We start from the raw sequence: 16,075 nt of genomic DNA, 5'->3' as shown, positions 1-16,075 counted from the left end.
GGGACGGCAGGGAGAGTGGGCGCGGGTCGCCTGGCCGCCCCCACCCGGTCTCGCCTGCGGCTCGCCCCCCCTCCCCCGCAGGGGGAGGGAGAAGCGCGTGCGGCGGCGGTTGTTGCTTCGGCGCGATCCTGGCTGGGCACGCCTTATCGACATCAGGCCAGCGTGAAGGGCGTGGGGGCGGACTGTCTGGGGTTGGTGCGCGGGGTGTGGCGCGAGGTGGCAGGCGAGGAGCCGGAGGTCTTGCCGGCCTATTCGGCGGACTGGGCCGAGACAGGCGGGCGCGAGACGCTGCTGGAGGCGGCGGGGCGGTGGCTGAGGCCGGTTGCGGTCGATCAGATGCAGGCGGGGGACGTGCTGCTGTTTCGCATGTCGCCGGGGGCGGCGGTGAAGCATTGCGCCATTCTGAGCGACGTCGAGGGGCCGGAGCCGAGGATGATCCACGCCTATTGGGGGCGCGCGGTCGTCGAGAGCTGGATGGGCGTGTGGTGGCGGCGACGGCTGGTCGCGGTGTTCCGGTTTCCTGAGGAGGGTTGAATGGCGCAAGTCGTTCTGAGCGCGGTGGGGCAGTCGGTCGGCGGGCCGGTCGGACGAGTGATCGGCTCGACCCTCGGGCGGGCGATCGACAATCGCGTGGTGAGCGCGCTGGGGCCGGCGCGGCAGGTGGGGCCGAGGCTGGAAACGCTGAAGGTGCAGGGGACGGCGGAAGGGTCGCCGATGGCCTGTGTGTTCGGGCGGGCGCGGGTCACGGGTCAGGTGATCTGGGCGGCGCGGTTCCTGGAAGGCAAGACCAAGGGGCGGGCGGGCAAGGGCGGGCCGAAGACGGTCGACTATGTCTATTCGCTGAGTTTTGCGGTGGCGCTTTGCGAGGGCGAGATCGACGGGGTCGGGCGGGTATGGGCCGATGGGCGGCTGATGGACATGACGGGCGTCGTGATGCGGGTGCATCGCGGGGGCGAGGACCAGACGCCGGATCCGCTGATCGAGGCGGTCGAGAGGGCGGCGCCGGCCTATCGCGGTACGGCCTATGTGGTGTTCGAGGATCTGCCGTTGGGGCCGTTCGGGGACCGGGTTCCGCAGTTGAGTTTCGAGGTGTTCAGGCGGCCCAGGGGGCAGGCGGCGCGGCTGGAGGATATGCTGGAAGGCGTGTGCCTGATCCCTGGGGCGGGGGAGTTCGCCTTGGCGACCGAGGCGGTGATGCGGCGCGAGGGGCTGACGCGGACGGCGGCGGAGAATGTGCATAACGGCGAGGGCCGGGCGGACCTGATGGTCTCGCTGGATCAGTTGCAGGCGCAACTGCCGAACCTGAAGCGGGTCAGTCTGGTGGCCGGTTGGTTCGGCAGCGATCTGAGAGCTGGGGAATGCCGCGTGCGACCGGGGGTGGAGCGAAGGGACAAGCCGACGGAGCCGATGGTCTGGTCCGTGGCGGGGGTGGCGCGCGAAGACGCCTATGAGGTCAGTCAGCTGGACGGGGCGCCGGCCTATGGCGGGACGCCATCGGACGAGAGCGTGCGGCAGGCGATCCGCGAGCTGAAGGCGCGGGGGCTGGAGGTGACCCTGTATCCTTTCATCTTCATGGACTGCCCTGGCTATCCGTGGCGCGGACGGATGGCGGGCGTGGATGGGGCGGGGGCGACGGCGGAGATCGCGGCCCTGTTCGGCGGGGACGAGGATTGGGGGCTGCGTCGGATGGCGCTGCACTACGCCCGGATCGCGGCGGAGGAGGGGGCGGACGGCCTGCTGATCGGGTCGGAGATGCGGGGCGTGACCTGGACGCGGGATGCGGCCGGGGGCTTTCCGGCGGTGGATCAGTTTCGGGCGCTGGCAGCGGAATGCCGGGCGGTGGTGGGGCCGGGGGTGAAGCTGTCCTATGCGGCGGACTGGAGCGAATATTTCGGGCGGCAGACGGGCGGGGAGGTGGTGTTTCACCTCGATCCGCTGTGGGCCGATGCGACCATCGATCATGTGTCGATCGACTGGTATCCGCCGCTGACGGACTGGCGTGCGGGCGACGGCGGGGTGGACGCGGCGACGTTCGGCGGGGCGGCGGACCCGGCCTATCTGGCGGCGGGGGTCGCGGGCGGGGATGGGTTCGACTGGTATTATGCGAACGAGGCGGATCGGGCGGCGCAGGTGCGTACGGCCATCAGCGATGGGGCGCACGGCGAGGACTAGGTGTTTCGGCCCAAGGACCTGAAAGCCTGGTGGTCGAACGCGCACCATGACCGGCCGGGCGGGGTGAGGGCGGCGACGCCGACGGCCTGGGTTCCGGGGATGAAGCCGGTGCGGCTGTCGGAGTTCGGTTGTGCGGCGGTGGACCGGGGCGGCAATGCGCCGAACCTGTTCCTGGACCCCAAGAGCAACGAGAGCCATCTGCCGCCGGGATCGACCGGCGAGCGCGACGATGCGGTGCAGCGGGCGGCGCTGGAGGCGGTGCTGGGGCATTATGCGGACCCTGAGAACAATCCGGTTTCGGCGGTTTATGGCAGGCGGATGCTGGAGACGGCGGACGCCTGGTGCTGGGACGCGCGGCCCTATCCGGCGTTTCCGGCAAGGGGGGATGTGTGGGCGGATGCAGGGGCGTGGCGGGCCGGGCACTGGCTGAACGGGCGGCTGGCAGGGGATGGGCGCGACCTGATCGAGGCGGTGCTGGCGCGCGGCGGGTTGTCGTCGTCTGAGATGTCGGTCGAGGGCGTGGAAGGTGCGGCGGCCGGCTATGTCATCGATCGGCCGATGCGGACGCGCGATGCGCTGGAGCCGCTGCTGGCGGCGTTCGACGCCGTGGCGGCCGAGCGCGACGGGCGGGTGGCCGTGCAGGGGTGTGTGGAGACGGGGGTCGAGATCGCAGGCGAGGCGCTGGCTTTGCCCGACGGCGGGGCGGCGGAGGCGGCGACGCGGACGCTGGGGCCCAAGGCGGGCGAGGCGCGGGTACGGTTCATCGACGAGACGGCGGATTATCAGACGGGCGCGGTGGTCGTGCGGTCGGATGATGCAGCGGCGACGGCTGGCGGGGTGGATATGGACCTGCCACTGGTGTGCGGCGGCGGGCTGGCCAGGGCGGCGGCGGAACGGGCGCTGGACGGCGAGGGCGTGGAGGCGAAGACGCTGGCGCTTGGGCCGCTGGAGGCCTTGCGGTTGGAGCCGGGGGACGGGGTGCGGCTGGACGGCGTCGCGGGCGACTGGCGCGTGATGCGGACGACGGCGGACGAGACGCCGTCGGCGGTGCTGGAGCCGCTGCTCGCGCGGCGGGTCGTCGAGGACGATGGCGTCTGGCGCGGGGGCGAGACGCCGGCGGTGGTCGGGGCGCCCTTCGTGAGGGTGATGGATCTGCCGCCCTTGATCGGGCGCGAGGAGGATGGGCGGCCGGTCGTGGCGGTTGCGGCGGAGCCCTGGCGGACGATGCGGCTGCATGCGGGAGCATCGGTCGACACGCTGACGGCGCGGGCGGATGTGGAGACGCCGGCGACGGTCGGGGTGCTGGTCGAGGCGTTGGGGCCCGGGGTGCGGCATCGCTGGGACGAGGTTCATGCGGTCGTGGTGCGGGTCGAGGGCGCGGCGCCTGAGAGCGCGGTCGAGACGGCGGTGCTGGGCGGCGGCAATGCGCTGGCGGTCGGGACGGCGGCGGGCTGGGAGATCGTGCAATATCGGTCGGCGGTGCTGGTCGGGCCGGGGACGTGGCGGCTGGAGGGTCTGTTGCGGGGGCAGCAGGGCACCGAGGTCGAGATGCGGGCGGGCGCCGGGGCGGGGTCGGTCGTGGTGTTCCTGGACGACCGGCTGGCGTGGGCGGAGATCGGGCGGGGGGAGCGTGGCCTGCCGCTGGTCTGTCGCGCGGCGCCGGCCGGGGCGGCGCCGGGCGGGGCGGGGTTCACCGAGACGGTGTTTCAGTCGAGGGGCGTGCATGACCGACCGTGGTCGCCGTGTGGACTGGCGGTCGCTGCGGAGGGTGAGGGGCTAACAATCCGGTGGACACCGCGTGTGCGGCTGTTCGGCGACGGCTGGGACGGGGAGCCTGCGGCGGTCGATCCGATGCGGTTCCGTGTGCGGGTGCTGGACGGCGGCGTCGGAGTTCGGACGATGGAGGCGGAGGGTTTGTCTGCGTTCTATCCGGCGGCTGCCTTCGCGGCGGACTTCCCCGAGGGCGTGACGGCGCGCGCGCGGATCGCCGTGGCGCAGTGGGGCGAGGGCTTCGGGTGGGGTGTGGAGGCGGAAATCGGGCTGATCTGAGCAAATGACGGGTCCGGCCCTTTGCGTGGGGCGGGGCATGGCTTAACTGACGGCCTCTCGATCTTTTCAGTTGGAGCGGCAACGGACGTGGCAGGCGACCCCTACAAGGAACTGGGCGTTTCGAAGGGCGCGAGCGCGGACGAGGTCAAGAAGGCGTATCGCAAGCTCGCCAAGGAGCTGCACCCCGACAAGAACCCCGGCGACAAGATCACCGAGGACAAGTTCAAGCGGGTGACGGCGGCCTTCGACATCCTGGGCGACGCAGAGAAGCGAGCCAAGTACGACGCCGGCCAGATCGACAACGACGGCAACGAACAATATCGCGGCTTCGGCGGCGGCGGTCGCGCGGGCGGCAGTCCGTTCGGCCAGGGTGGTGCGGGCGGCGGCTTCGGCGGCGGGCCGGGCGGTCGTGCGAACTTCGAAGGCGTCGATCTGGACGACCTGTTCGGCATGTTCGGCGGTGCGGGGCGTCAGCGCGGCGCGCGGGACTTCACCTCGCGCGGGCAGGACGTGAAGGCGACGCTGGACATCAGTCTGGAGGACGCCATCGCGGGAGCGACGCGGCGGATCCAGTTCTCGGATGGGCGCACGCTGGACGTGACCATTCCCAAGGGCGCGTCCGAAGGCCAGACCATCCGCCTGCGTGGACAGGGTTCGCCGGGGCGCGGGGCCGAGAACGGCGACGCCCTGATCGAGCTGAAGATCGAGGCGCATCCGATTTACAAGCGCGACGGAGCGGACTTGACGATGGACCTGCCCGTGTCGGTGCCCGACGCGGTGCTGGGCGCCAAGGTGCGGGTGCCGACGCCCGAGGGCGTGGTGCAGATGACGATCCCGGCGGGGTCGAACTCGGGCAAAATCCTGCGGCTGAAGGCGCGGGGGGCCTATGCGGCGGGCAAGCGCGGGGATCTGCTGGCGCGGCTGGTGGTGACGTTGCCGGACGAGCCGGACGAGGCCCTGACCCGGTTCGCTGAGGAATGGCGGGCCAAGCGGCCCTACACGCCGGGGCGTTGAGCGCGCTCAAGCAGCGCGAAGCGCGGTAGCGCCAAGGGGAAAGAGCATGACTTCCAAGCCTGAAGTGAAGCCGGCGCGGCCGTGGTTTTCAGCGGGGCCGACGGCGAAACGGCCGGGCTACAGCCTGGCGGGCCTGCCGTCCGATCTGCTGGGACGCGGCATCCGGGCGCCGGAAGTGGTGGAGCGGTTCGCGCATGGCCTGCGGCTGACGCGCGAGGTGCTGGAAGTCCCCGAGAGCCATGTGATGCTCTATACGCCGGGGTCGGACACGGGCGCGGTCGAGGCGGCCCTGTGGGGCATGCTGGGGCAACGGCCGGTGCAGGTCGTGGCGTTCGAGAACTTCGGCCTGACGTGGCTGGCGGACGTGAAGGATCATCTGGCCCTGGAGCCCGAGGCCCTGACGGCGCCGTGGGGCGAGCTGCCGGATATGAGCCAGGCGGACTGGTCCAAGGACGTGGTGTTTCCGTGGAACGGCACGACCTCGGGCGTGCGGGTGCCGGACGCCGACTGGATTTCCGACGACCGCGAGGGTCTGGCGATCTGCGATGCGACCTCGGCGGCGTTCGCCATGCCGCTGCCGTTCGACAAGCTGGATGTGGTGACCTTCAGCTTCCAGAAGGCGCTGGGCGGGGAGGCGGGCATCGGCGTGATGGTGCTGTCGCCGCGTGCGGTGGCGCGGCTGGACGGGTATCGGCCGGATCGGGCGATCCCCAAGCTGTTGCGGCTGACGGACGGCAAGGGGTTCGACCGGGCGCTGGCGGACGGGGTGGCGATCAACACCTTCTCGATCCTGACCATTGAGGACTGGATCGACGCCCTGGACTGGGCGAAGGGCGTGGGCGGTCTGAGCGAGTTGATCCGGCGCACGGACGCCAACTATGCCGCGTTGGCGGAGTGGGTTGAGCGGACGGACTGGATCGCCTTCCTGCCGGATCGGCCGGAGATCCGGTCGACGACGTCGGTGTGCCTGAAGTTCACCGACGCGCGGATCGCGGCGCTGGACGCCAAGGCGCAGAAGGCGTTCGTCATGCGGTTCAAGGCGTTGCTGGAAGGCGAGGCGGCGGTGTTCGACATGGAGCCGCACCGCAACGCCCCGCCGGGACTGCGCCTGTGGTGCGGCTGCACGGTCGAGACGGCGGATGTGGTCGCGGCGACGCCGTGGCTGGAATGGGCGTTCGAAACGGCGGTCTCGGAATTGGTCCTCACCCGAGAAGCGTAGCGTAACGGGGGAGGGGGACCATGCGCAGCATGGTGGAGGGGGCGGATAGCGCGCTCGGCCTTTCAGATTGCTTTCTTGCGAGCTGGGCGTAGGTCGGAGGCGCGTCCGCCCCCTCCACCACTTCGTGGTCCCCCTCCCCCGCTGCGCGGGAGAGGATTAGAGGGACGACATCGGATGATTCCCCCGCTATAGGCTGCGCCCGCATTCAGATCGCCGCGATGACGCGGCGCCTGCTGGTTTTGACGCGTTCTCCAAGGAGAACGCTAAGGCGGAGTACGGACCTTGGCGAACGTAGCGGTGGTCGGCGCCCAGTGGGGCGACGAGGGCAAGGGCAAGATCGTGGACTGGCTGTCCAACCGCGCCGACATGGTCGTGCGGTTCCAGGGCGGTCACAATGCGGGCCATACGCTGGTCGTGGACGGCAAGGTCTACAAGCTGGCGCTGCTGCCCTCGGGTGTAGTTCAGGGCAAGCCGTCGATCATCGGCAACGGCGTGGTCGTCGATCCCTGGCATCTGGTCGGCGAGATCGAGAAGATCCAGGCCCAAGGCGTGTCGATCAGCCCCGAGATTCTGACCATCGCGGACAACGCCTGTCTGATCTTGCCCATCCACCCCGCGCTGGACGTGGCGCGCGAGGCGGCGGCGAGCGCGCCCGGCGCCAAGATCGGCACGACAGGGCGGGGGATCGGTCCGGCCTATGAGGACAAGGTCGGTCGGCGAGCCATCCGGGTGTGCGATCTGGCCAATGAAGACGATCTGAAGGTCAAGATCGACCGCCTGCGCTCGCACCACGATCCGCTGCGCGCGGGCCTGGGGCTGGAGCCGATCGATCCGGCGGCGCTGCTGGCGCAACTGCTGGAGATCGCACCCAAGATCCTGCCCTATGTGAAGCCGGCCTGGCGGGTGCTGGATCAGGCGCAGAAGGACGGCAAGCGGGTGTTGTTCGAGGGCGCGCAGGGCGCCTTCCTGGACGTGGACCACGGCACCTATCCCTATGTCACCAGCTCGAACACCGTGGCGGGACAGGCGGCCGCCGGATCGGGCATCGGTCCGCGCGGCGTCGGCTATGTGCTGGGGATCGTGAAGGCCTATACGACCCGCGTCGGTGAAGGCCCGTTCGCCTGCGAGCTGGATGATGAGGTCGGACAGCATCTCGCGACTGTCGGCCGCGAGGTCGGGGTGAATACGGGCCGGGCGCGACGCTGCGGCTGGTTCGATGCTGTGCTGGTGCGCCAGTCGGTGGCGATCAACGGCATCGACGGCATCGCCCTGACCAAGCTGGACGTGCTGGACGGGCTGAAGACGCTGAAGATCTGCGTCGGCTACAAGGTTGATGGCGAGGTGCTGGACTATCTGCCGTCCAGCCTTAAGGCCCAGGCGGCGGCCGAGCCGGTGTTCGAAGAGCTGGAAGGCTGGAGTGAAAGCACCGCCGGGGTCCGCAGCTTCAAGGACATCAACGCCAACGCCATCAAATATGTGCGGCGGATCGAGGAGCTGATCGGCGCGCCGGTGGCCCTGTTGTCCACCAGCCCGGAACGCGACGACACGATTTTGATGCGGGACCCCTTCCAGGGTTGAGACGACAGTTTCCTTGATTCAACAGGCTTTAACCAGCGCGCGGTAAGGATAACGGCTGCAACCCGGAGACGGACGTGTTCGCCGCAAACGCCAGAACCTTGAGCCGCATCGAACCCGCCGTCAGGCGGGTGGTGATCGTCGATCCCAACCTGTCGTCTGCACGACTGCTGACGGACATCATGAAGGGGATGGGTGCGCGCGAGGTCTATGCCGAGACTGACGAGGAGCGGGCGCTGGAGCTGCTGCGCGACGTCGAGCCGGGCGTGATCTTCACCGAGCGGTCCGGCGAGGCGCTGAACGGCGAGACGCTGGCGCGGCGGGTGCGACGGTCGAGCATGGCGTGCCGCATGTCGCCGATCATCATGGTGACGGGCGAGGCGACCGCCGCCGCCATCAAGGGCGCGCGCGATTCCGGCATCCACGAGTTCCTGAGAAAGCCCTTCACGACCGGCGACCTGTTCAAGCGGGTCGAGAACGTGGCGCTGAAGCCGCGACCCTGGATCGAGGCGGTCGGCTATGTCGGGCCGGATCGACGGCGGTTCAACTCGGGCGAATTTTCCGGTGCGCGCAAGCGGCGCAGCGATGGTACGGTAGGCGGAGGGCCGGCGGAGGTGAAGGATCAGGCGATCCGCATCCTGATTTCGGCATTGGCGCAGTTCGATCAGGACCCGTCGCAAGCCACGCGCGCCATTCGACAGCAGGCCGAAACGCTGAACGGGCTGGCGATCAAGACGGCGGACGCCAAACTGGCGATGGTCGTGGCGACGCTGCAGGCCTATTTAGCTGGCGGTCAGGTGACCAAGGTCGGACTGGCCCAGCCGATCGGCGCGGTGGTTGCGGCGGCGAAAGCTGCAGAAGAAATGGCCCCGATGGCGCGGGCGTCCTGAACCGATAGAGGCCTGTCGCGCCGATAGAGCGCGACAGGTTTGGCTCAATCAGGCGTCGACGAGGTTCCGCTCTTCGGCGGCGGCGCGCATCGCCTTTTGCAGCTTCTCGAAGGCGCGGACCTCGATCTGGCGCACGCGTTCGCGCGACACGCCGTACTGGCCGGCGAGTTCTTCCAAGGTGACGGGGTCGTCCTTGAGGCGGCGTTCCGTGAGGATGTGCTTCTCGCGGTCGGTCAGTTCCTCCATGGCCTCTTGAAGGAGGCTCATGCGGATGCCCTTTTCCTCGTCTTCGGCGAGTTGGGTCTCCTGGGACACGGCCGTGTCGTCGGCGAGCCAGTCCTGCCATTCGCTTTCACCGTCGGCGCGCAGGGGCGCATTCAGCGAGGCGTCGCCGCCGAGGCGACGGTTCATGTTGGTGACCTCTTCCTCGCTGACGCCCAGCTTGGTGGCGATGGCGGCGAGGTGTTCGGGGTGCAGGTCGCCTTCCTCGAAGGCCGAGATCTGGCTCTTGGCCTTGCGCAGGTTGAAGAACAGTTTTTTCTGCGCGGCGGTGGTGCCCATCTTCACGAGCGACCAGCTGCGCAGGATGTATTCCTGGATCGAGGCGCGGATCCACCACATGGCGTAGGTGGCCAGGCGGAAGCCCTTGTCCGGGTCGAATTTCTTCACGGCCTGCATCAGGCCGACATTGCCCTCGGAGATCACTTCGCCGATCGGCAGGCCGTAGCCGCGATAGCCCATGGCGATCTTGGCCACGAGACGAAGGTGCGAGGTGACAAGGCGGTGGGCGCTCTCGGCGTCCTGGTGCTCAGACCAGCGCTTCGCCAGCATGAACTCCTCGTCCTTGGTCAGCATCGGAAACTTGCGGATTTCCGTCAGATAACGCGACAGGCCTTGTTCAGGCGACATCACCGCGAGCGTACTATTGGCAGCCATATACAGGTCCCTCCGACCGTCTGAACGAGCGGGCTCTTCGTCATCGGCCACGGTGCGTGCGCCGAAGTCTCACCCCTCAACCGGTGAAGTAGCTATGGGTTGCCGCCGTTTTTAGAGGCGGATGGTCACACGAAAGCGTGACCGTGGCCCTGGCACCACTCGCGCCGATCAGAGGACCATATAGAACTTTGTCGGTTGCTATTCAAGACGTGCGCATTGGACGAGAGGCAAGCCGGGAGTCTAAAACGCGACAATGAAAAAGAGCGTGCGCGAACAGGTCTTGATTGTCGTCCTCGCAGTGGGGGCGGTCGCCGCGGGCGTGTCGGCCATCGCGATCGTGGGCCTGTTCGTGATGGCCATGGCCGGGGTGTTCGGCGCCGGATCCTAGATTCCCAGGATGCTGCGATAGGTCGGGTGAACCGCCTCGGCGTGTTCGGGGTGTTTCTGAATATAGGCAGAAAAGAAAGGGCAGACCGGCAGGATCAGCAGGTCGCGGGCCTTGGCGTCGGCCAGCACATGTTTGGCCAAGCGACTGGCGATCCCCTGGCCCTCAAGCCGCTCCGGGACCAAGGTTTCTGTGATCATCAGATTGGGCGGCGAGAGGTTGTAGGTGACGATCGCCAGTTCACCATCGACCGGCAGTTCGTAGCGTTTCAGCTCGGCATTGTCGTGGATTTCGGGATCGAGCATGGCGGGTCTCAGAGTCCGGACAGCAGGGCTTCGAGGCGCAACATATCAGTCGGGGGCGCGGTTTCGAAGCGCATCTGTTCGCCGGTGACGGGATGGACGAAGCCCAGGACGGCGGCGTGAAGCGCCTGACGCGCCAGGCCGGCCTCGGCGATGGCGGCGCGGACGGGAATGGCGGGGCTGCCCGAGCCATAGGTCGCGTCGCCCAGGATGGGCGAGCCCTTCGACGACAGGTGAACGCGGATCTGGTGGGTGCGGCCGGTGTGCAGAGTGCAGGCAACGCGGGCGGCCATTGGGGCGCCCCCCGACTTGGCCGGTTCGCCGAAGGTCGTCTGGACGACATAGTCGGTGATCGCCTCGCGGCCGCCGGCCTTGAGCACGGCCATCTTCTTGCGGTCGCCGCTGGAGCGGCCGATGCGGGTTAAGATCCGTGCCCTGGACGGCGAGGGGGCGCCGCGCGTCAGGGCGATGTAGGTGCGTTCGATGTCGTGAGTTGCGAACAGGGCCGACAGGCCCTGGTGGGCGCGGTCGGTCTTGGCGGCGACCATGACGCCGGAGGTGTCCTTGTCCAGCCGGTGGACGATGCCGGGGCGAGCCACGCCGCCGATGCCCGACAGGCTGTCGCCGCAGTGGGCCAGAAGGGCGTTGACCAGGGTGCCGTCGGGCGTGCCGGGCGCGGGATGGGCGGCCATGCCCGCAGGCTTGTCGATGACGATCAAGTCGGCGTCCTCATAGAGGACAGTCAGGGGGATGGCCTGCGGCTGGGGCGTGGCGGGCGCGACGGGCGGCAGGGCGACGACGTACAGGCCGGGCTGGGCCTTGGCCGAACCGCCGGTCAGGACCGCGCCGTCGCGGGTGACGGCGCCTTCGGCCAGTAGGGCCTGCAGCCGGGCGCGCGACAGGGTTGGGAAGGCCTCGGCCAGGGCCTTGTCCAGCCGAACGCCGGACGCGTGGATGCGCGCCTCCAGCACCTCGGCAGGGGCGGAGGCGGGGGACAGGTCGTCGTCGTCGATCAGGTCAGGGCTGGACACGGGGCCTCCCTAGCACGAGCGGCCGCTTGCGCGAGGGGCGAACGTGGGGCGATAGTCAAGCTTGGGGGCGCAAGAGGGCATCCGATGACGCGGTTGATGATCGCCGGGGGCGTGGTCGCCGTGGCGGCGCTGCTGGGCAGTTGCACGACCATGAGCAAGGACCAATGCCTGGCCGGCGCCTGGGGCGAGAAGGGCTATGCCGACGGAACATCCGGCTATCCGATGACGCGGCTGGACGATCACGCCAAGGCCTGCGCCAAATATCAGGTCGCGCCCAATCCAGCGGCCTATGGTTCGGCGCGCGAGGACGGGTTGCGGACCTACTGCACCTTAGAGCGAGGATGGGCCGAGGGCCGCGCCGGCAACACCTATTACGGCGTTTGTCGGCCGGAGGAGGAGCAGGCGTTCGTGCCCGCCTATCAGGACGGGTTGAGGCTGCATGAGGTCGAGGACGCGTTCGAGGCGGCGCAAGGCGCACTGAGCAGCGCCGAGGCCCGGATCGAGAATCGCGAGGACAAGCTGGAGGCCAAGCAGAACGAACTGCGGGGCGAGGGGCTGACGGACGAGCAGCGGGATCGGATCCGCGACCGCATCCAAGACGTCCGGGGCGAAATCCGCGATGCGCGGCGAAACGCCCGAGACGCGCGCGACGCGCTGGACCAGGCCGAATGGGACGTTCGCCGGGTGCGGCGCGAACTGAGCGGCCGCTACCCGGTCTAGACGTGGCTCAGGCGGCCCCGATTAGGCGGCCTTGACGGAGGCGCCGCGGAAGGACGGATCCAGGTCGCCCGAGGCGTAGCGTTTGGCCATATGGGCGGTGGAGAGCGGGCGGATCGTGGACGCCTGGCCTTCGCAGCCGAACTGCTGATAGCGCTCCATGCAGAGCTTCTTCATCGCCTCCTTGGCGGGCTTCAGATAGGAGCGGGGGTCGAACTCGCCCGGCTTTTCCATCAACGCTTTACGAATAGCGCCGGTGATGGCCATGCGGTTGTCGGTGTCGATGTTGACCTTGCGCACGCCGTGCTTGATGCCGCGCTGGATTTCCTCGACCGGCACGCCCCAGGTCTGGGGCATTTCGCCGCCGTACTGGTTGATGATGTCCTGCAGATCCTGCGGCACCGAGGATGAGCCGTGCATCACCAGGTGGGTGTTGGGCAGGCGGCGGTGGATTTCCTCGATCACGTTCATGGCCAGGACTTCACCGTCCGGCTGACGCGAGAATTTGTAGGCGCCGTGGCTGGTGCCCATGGCGATGGCCAGGGCGTCGACCTTGGTGGCGGCGACGAAATCGACGGCCTGGTCCGGGTCGGTCAGCAGTTGCGAGTGGTCGAGCTTGCCCTCGAAGCCATGGCCGTCTTCGGCCTCGCCCATGCCGGTCTCCAGCGATCCCAGCACGCCCAGTTCACCCTCAACCGAGACGCCGCAGGCGTGGGCCATTTCGGTGACGCGGCGGGTGACATCGACGTTGTAGTCGTAGGAAGCGGGAGTCTTGGCGTCTTCTTCCAGCGAACCGTCCATCATCACCGAGGTGAAGCCGTACTGGATGGCAGTGGCGCAGGTGGCGGGGCCGTTGCCGTGGTCCTGGTGCATGCAGACCGGGATGTGCGGATAGAGCTCGGCCAGGGCGTCGATCAGCTTGGCCAGGACGATGTCGTTGGCGTAGTTCCGGGCGCCTCGGCTCGCTTGGATGATCACGGGAGCATTGACCTCGTGGGCCGCCTCCATGATCGCCAGACCCTGTTCCATATTGTTGATGTTGTAGGCGGGCAGGCCGTAGTCGTTCTCTGCCGCGTGGTCGAGCAGCTGTCGCAGCGTGATGCGCGCCATGGGATAGTCTCCTGAGCCGAATAGTCTTTTTTGATTGGGCGAGAGACTAGCTGCGAGGCGTGGCGAAGTCACGCCGCGTTGCAGCCGTTTCAGCGTGAATTCAGAAGGTCAGGACGCAGGCGTGGTCCGCCTGCATCGCCGTCAATCAGACGCGCAGGGCCTCGACGCCGGGCAGGGGCTTGCCCTCCATCCATTCCAGGAAGGCGCCGCCGGCCGTGGAGACGAAGGTCATGTCGTCTGACACACCCGCGTGGTTCAGGGCAGAGACCGTGTCGCCGCCGCCGCCGACGGCGACCAGCACTCCAGCCTTGGCCAGGGCCGCCGCATGACGGGCCACGGTCACGGTGGCGGCGTCGAAGGGCGGCACCTCGAACACGCCCAGGGGGCCGTTCCAGATCAGGGTCTTTGAGGCGGTCAGGGCCTCCAGCAGTCGCGCGACCGTAGCCGGACCGGCGTCGAGAATCTTGTCGTCGGCCGACAGGGCGGCGCCGGCGACGACGGGGCGGGATGCGGCGCCGGGCTTGACCTCGGTCGCCACCACGAAATCGACGGGCAGCAGCAGTGTGCAGCCCTGCGCCTCGGCCTCGGTCATGATCTCGCGCGCGGTGTCGGCCATGTCGCGTTCGGCCAGCGAGCCGCCGATGTCGATGCCCTGGGCGAACAGGAAGGTGTTGGCCATGCCGCCGCCGATGGCCAGCCGGTCCAGCTTGCCGACCAGGTTCTTCAGCAGGTCCAGCTTGGTCGAGACCTTGGCCCCGCCGACGATGCCCAGCACCGGCTTCTGCGGATTGCCCAGGGCGGCGTCGAGCGCATCGAGTTCGCGGCGCATGGATTCGCCGGCATAGGCGGGCAGGTGGTGGGCGATGCCTTCGGTCGAGGCGTGGGCGCGGTGGGCGGCCGAGAAGGCGTCGTTGACATAGAGGTCGCCCAGGTCCGCCAGCTTCTGGGCGAAGACCGGATCATTGGCCTCTTCCGCCGCGTGGAAGCGGACGTTTTCCAGCAGGACCACGCCGCCGGCGTCCAGGTCGCGGATGGCGTCCACGGCGTCCGGGCCGATGCAGTCGTCGGCGAAGCGGACGGGGGCGCCGAGCAGGTTTTCCAGCGGCAGGACGACCGGCTTCAGGCTCATCGACGGGACGCGCTGACCCTTGGGGCGGTCGAAGTGGGCCAGCAGCGCGACCTTGGCGCCGGCGTCGCGAAGGCGCTGGATCGTCGGCAGGGCGACGCGCAGCCGGGTGTCGTCCGTGACCTTGCCGTTCTCCATCGGGACGTTGAAGTCCACGCGAACCAGGGCCGTTTTGCCGGCGAGATCGTGAGCGTCGTCGAGGGTGCGGAAGGTCATGGTCGTTTCCCTGTCTCCTCCATGTCGCGAAGCGATGGGGAGGTGGCGCGGCGCGTTTGCGCCGTGACGGAGGGGCTCTGGCCCCGAATTCGGTGCGGCGGAGAGAGCCCCTCCACCAATTCGTGGTCTCCTCCCCACGCTGTGGGGAGGAGACGTTGTCGGCTTAGAGGAACTTCGCCATCACCAGGGCCGTGTCGGCCATGCGGGTCGCGAAGCCCCATTCGTTGTCATACCAGCTGAGGACGCGGGCCAGCTTGCCATCGACGACCTGGGTCTGAGGCAGGGCGGCGGTGGAGGAGGCGGCGATGTGGTTCAGGTCGCTGGAGACCAGCGGCTCGGTCGTCGTGAACAGGACGCCCTTCATCGGGCCGTCGGCGGCGGCCTGAAGCGCGGCGTTGATCTCTTCGACCGTCACGTCGCGGCTGGAGACGACCTTCAGATCCACGACCGAGACGTTCGGGGTCGGGACACGGATCGAAGAGCCGTCCAGCTTGCCCTTCAGTTCCGGCAGGACCAGGCCCAGGGCCTTGGCGGCGCCGGTCGATGTCGGGATCATCGACAGGGCGGCGGCCCGGGCCCGGTACAGATCCTTGTGCATCGTATCCAGCGTCGGCTGGTCGCCGGTGTAGGAGTGGATGGTGGTCATATAGCCGCGCTCGATGCCGAACAGGTCGTTCAGCACCTTGGCGACGGGCGCCAGGGCGTTGGTGGTGCACGAGCCGTTGGAGACGATGATGTCGTCGGCGGTCAGGACCTCATGGTTGACCTTGTAGACAATGGTCTTGTCGGCGCCGTCGGCGGGGGCCGAGACCAGGACACGCTTGGCGCCGGCCTTGAGGTGGGCGCTGGCCTTGTCCTTGGAGGTGAAGATGCCGGTGCATTCGAAGGCGATGTCGACCTTCAGTTCGGCGTGCGGCAGGTTGGCAGGGTCGCGCTCGGCCGTGACCTTGATCTTGCCCGTGCCGACGTCGATCCAGTCTTCGCCCGAGGTCACCGTGCCGGGGAAGCGGCCGTGAACCGAATCGTAGCGGAACAGGTGGGCGTTGGTCTCGACCGGACCCAAATCGTTGATCGCCACGACTTCGATGTCCGTGCGGCCGTGTTCGATGATCGAGCGCAGGACAAGGCGGCCAATGCGGCCGAAACCATTGATGGCGACGCGAACGGTCATGAGGAAGCTCCTGTGATCGGTATGACGAGCGTTATTATAGGGTGCGCGTCTCAATGGAGCGGTCGCGGACGGGTTTCAACCCCACGCGCGTAACGTGATGTGATGGACGGTTACGCTTCGAGAGGCGGCTCTGGCGGCCCTGGGTAAGAAACACCCTTACGG

The 16,075-nt window shown here is 68.3% G+C and carries 13 protein-coding genes and 1 pseudogene; 8 read left to right on the top strand and 6 right to left on the bottom strand.

Annotated features, from left to right (window positions below):
* The first annotated feature begins 54 nt into the window (after positions 1-54).
* The 6 genes and pseudogenes from ACP69V_RS10915 (at position 55) to ACP69V_RS10890 (ending at position 8,919) form a co-directional block, all read left to right on the top strand.
* On the top strand, positions 55-534 hold the full coding sequence (locus tag ACP69V_RS10915; RefSeq protein WP_426024058.1) for an NlpC/P60 family protein: 480 nt from the start codon (positions 55-57) through the stop codon (positions 532-534).
* Positions 535-4,221: pseudogene (locus tag ACP69V_RS10910) on the top strand (baseplate multidomain protein megatron).
* Positions 4,222-4,308: 87 nt separating this feature from the next.
* Positions 4,309-5,235 carry a DnaJ C-terminal domain-containing protein gene (locus ACP69V_RS10905; RefSeq protein WP_346494960.1) on the top strand — a complete coding sequence of 309 codons (927 nt, stop codon included), beginning with the start codon at positions 4,309-4,311 and terminating at the stop codon, positions 5,233-5,235.
* Between the two features lie 46 nt (positions 5,236-5,281).
* Positions 5,282-6,454 (top strand): phosphoserine transaminase, encoded by a 1,173-nt coding sequence (locus ACP69V_RS10900; RefSeq protein WP_426023843.1) that lies wholly within the window; start codon positions 5,282-5,284, stop codon positions 6,452-6,454.
* A 282-nt stretch (positions 6,455-6,736) separates the two neighbouring features.
* Positions 6,737-8,032: an adenylosuccinate synthase gene (locus ACP69V_RS10895; protein ID WP_426018194.1), complete on the top strand. Its 1,296-nt coding sequence runs from the start codon at positions 6,737-6,739 to the stop codon at positions 8,030-8,032.
* 74 nt (positions 8,033-8,106) lie between these two features.
* A complete protein-coding gene (locus tag ACP69V_RS10890) occupies positions 8,107-8,919 on the top strand; it encodes a response regulator (RefSeq protein WP_426023841.1) in 813 nt (270 codons plus the stop codon).
* Between the two features lie 48 nt (positions 8,920-8,967).
* Here ACP69V_RS10890 and rpoH read toward each other — a convergent pair whose 3' ends face one another.
* Entirely contained in the window at positions 8,968-9,855 is an 888-nt protein-coding gene (gene rpoH, locus ACP69V_RS10885) for an RNA polymerase sigma factor RpoH (protein ID WP_135193456.1), read from the bottom strand.
* A gap of 253 nt (positions 9,856-10,108) precedes the next feature.
* Between rpoH and ACP69V_RS10880 the strand changes: the two genes are divergently transcribed.
* Positions 10,109-10,243, top strand: a complete 135-nt coding sequence (locus ACP69V_RS10880) for a hypothetical protein (RefSeq protein WP_425982286.1) — start codon at positions 10,109-10,111, stop codon at positions 10,241-10,243.
* On the opposite strand, the gene ACP69V_RS10875 is transcribed toward ACP69V_RS10880, so the two are convergent.
* Both ACP69V_RS10875 and ACP69V_RS10870 read right to left on the bottom strand, forming a co-directional pair.
* Positions 10,240-10,545, bottom strand: a complete 306-nt coding sequence (locus ACP69V_RS10875; protein WP_426023840.1) for a GNAT family N-acetyltransferase — start codon at positions 10,543-10,545, stop codon at positions 10,240-10,242. The two genes, ACP69V_RS10880 and ACP69V_RS10875, sit on opposite strands and share 4 nt — an antisense overlap.
* Before the next feature lie 8 nt (positions 10,546-10,553).
* On the bottom strand, positions 10,554-11,573 hold the full coding sequence (locus ACP69V_RS10870) for an RluA family pseudouridine synthase (protein WP_426023839.1): 1,020 nt from the start codon (positions 11,571-11,573) through the stop codon (positions 10,554-10,556).
* An 84-nt stretch (positions 11,574-11,657) separates the two neighbouring features.
* On the opposite strand from ACP69V_RS10870, the gene ACP69V_RS10865 reads away from it, so the two are divergent.
* Complete coding sequence (locus tag ACP69V_RS10865; RefSeq protein WP_426023838.1) at positions 11,658-12,293, top strand: DUF2799 domain-containing protein; 636 nt, start codon at positions 11,658-11,660, stop codon at positions 12,291-12,293.
* A 21-nt stretch (positions 12,294-12,314) separates the two neighbouring features.
* Here ACP69V_RS10865 and fba read toward each other — a convergent pair whose 3' ends face one another.
* The 3 genes from fba to gap form a co-directional block, all read right to left on the bottom strand.
* Entirely contained in the window at positions 12,315-13,400 is a 1,086-nt protein-coding gene (fba, locus tag ACP69V_RS10860; protein ID WP_426023836.1) for a class II fructose-bisphosphate aldolase, read from the bottom strand.
* 145 nt (positions 13,401-13,545) lie between these two features.
* The gene (locus ACP69V_RS10855) at positions 13,546-14,742 is read right to left on the bottom strand and encodes a phosphoglycerate kinase (RefSeq protein WP_426023835.1); all 1,197 of its coding nucleotides are present in this window, start codon (positions 14,740-14,742) and stop codon (positions 13,546-13,548) included.
* Between the two features lie 163 nt (positions 14,743-14,905).
* Positions 14,906-15,913, bottom strand: a complete 1,008-nt coding sequence (gene gap, locus ACP69V_RS10850) for a type I glyceraldehyde-3-phosphate dehydrogenase (RefSeq protein WP_426023834.1) — start codon at positions 15,911-15,913, stop codon at positions 14,906-14,908.
* Positions 15,914-16,075 lie beyond the last annotated feature (162 nt).

It is taken from the genome of Brevundimonas sp. PWP3-1b1 (assembly GCF_049896065.1).
GTDB classification, from domain to species: domain Bacteria; phylum Pseudomonadota; class Alphaproteobacteria; order Caulobacterales; family Caulobacteraceae; genus Brevundimonas; species Brevundimonas intermedia_B.
Note: the sequence above shows the minus strand (reverse complement) of the source record. Positions and strands in the feature narration are given on the sequence as shown.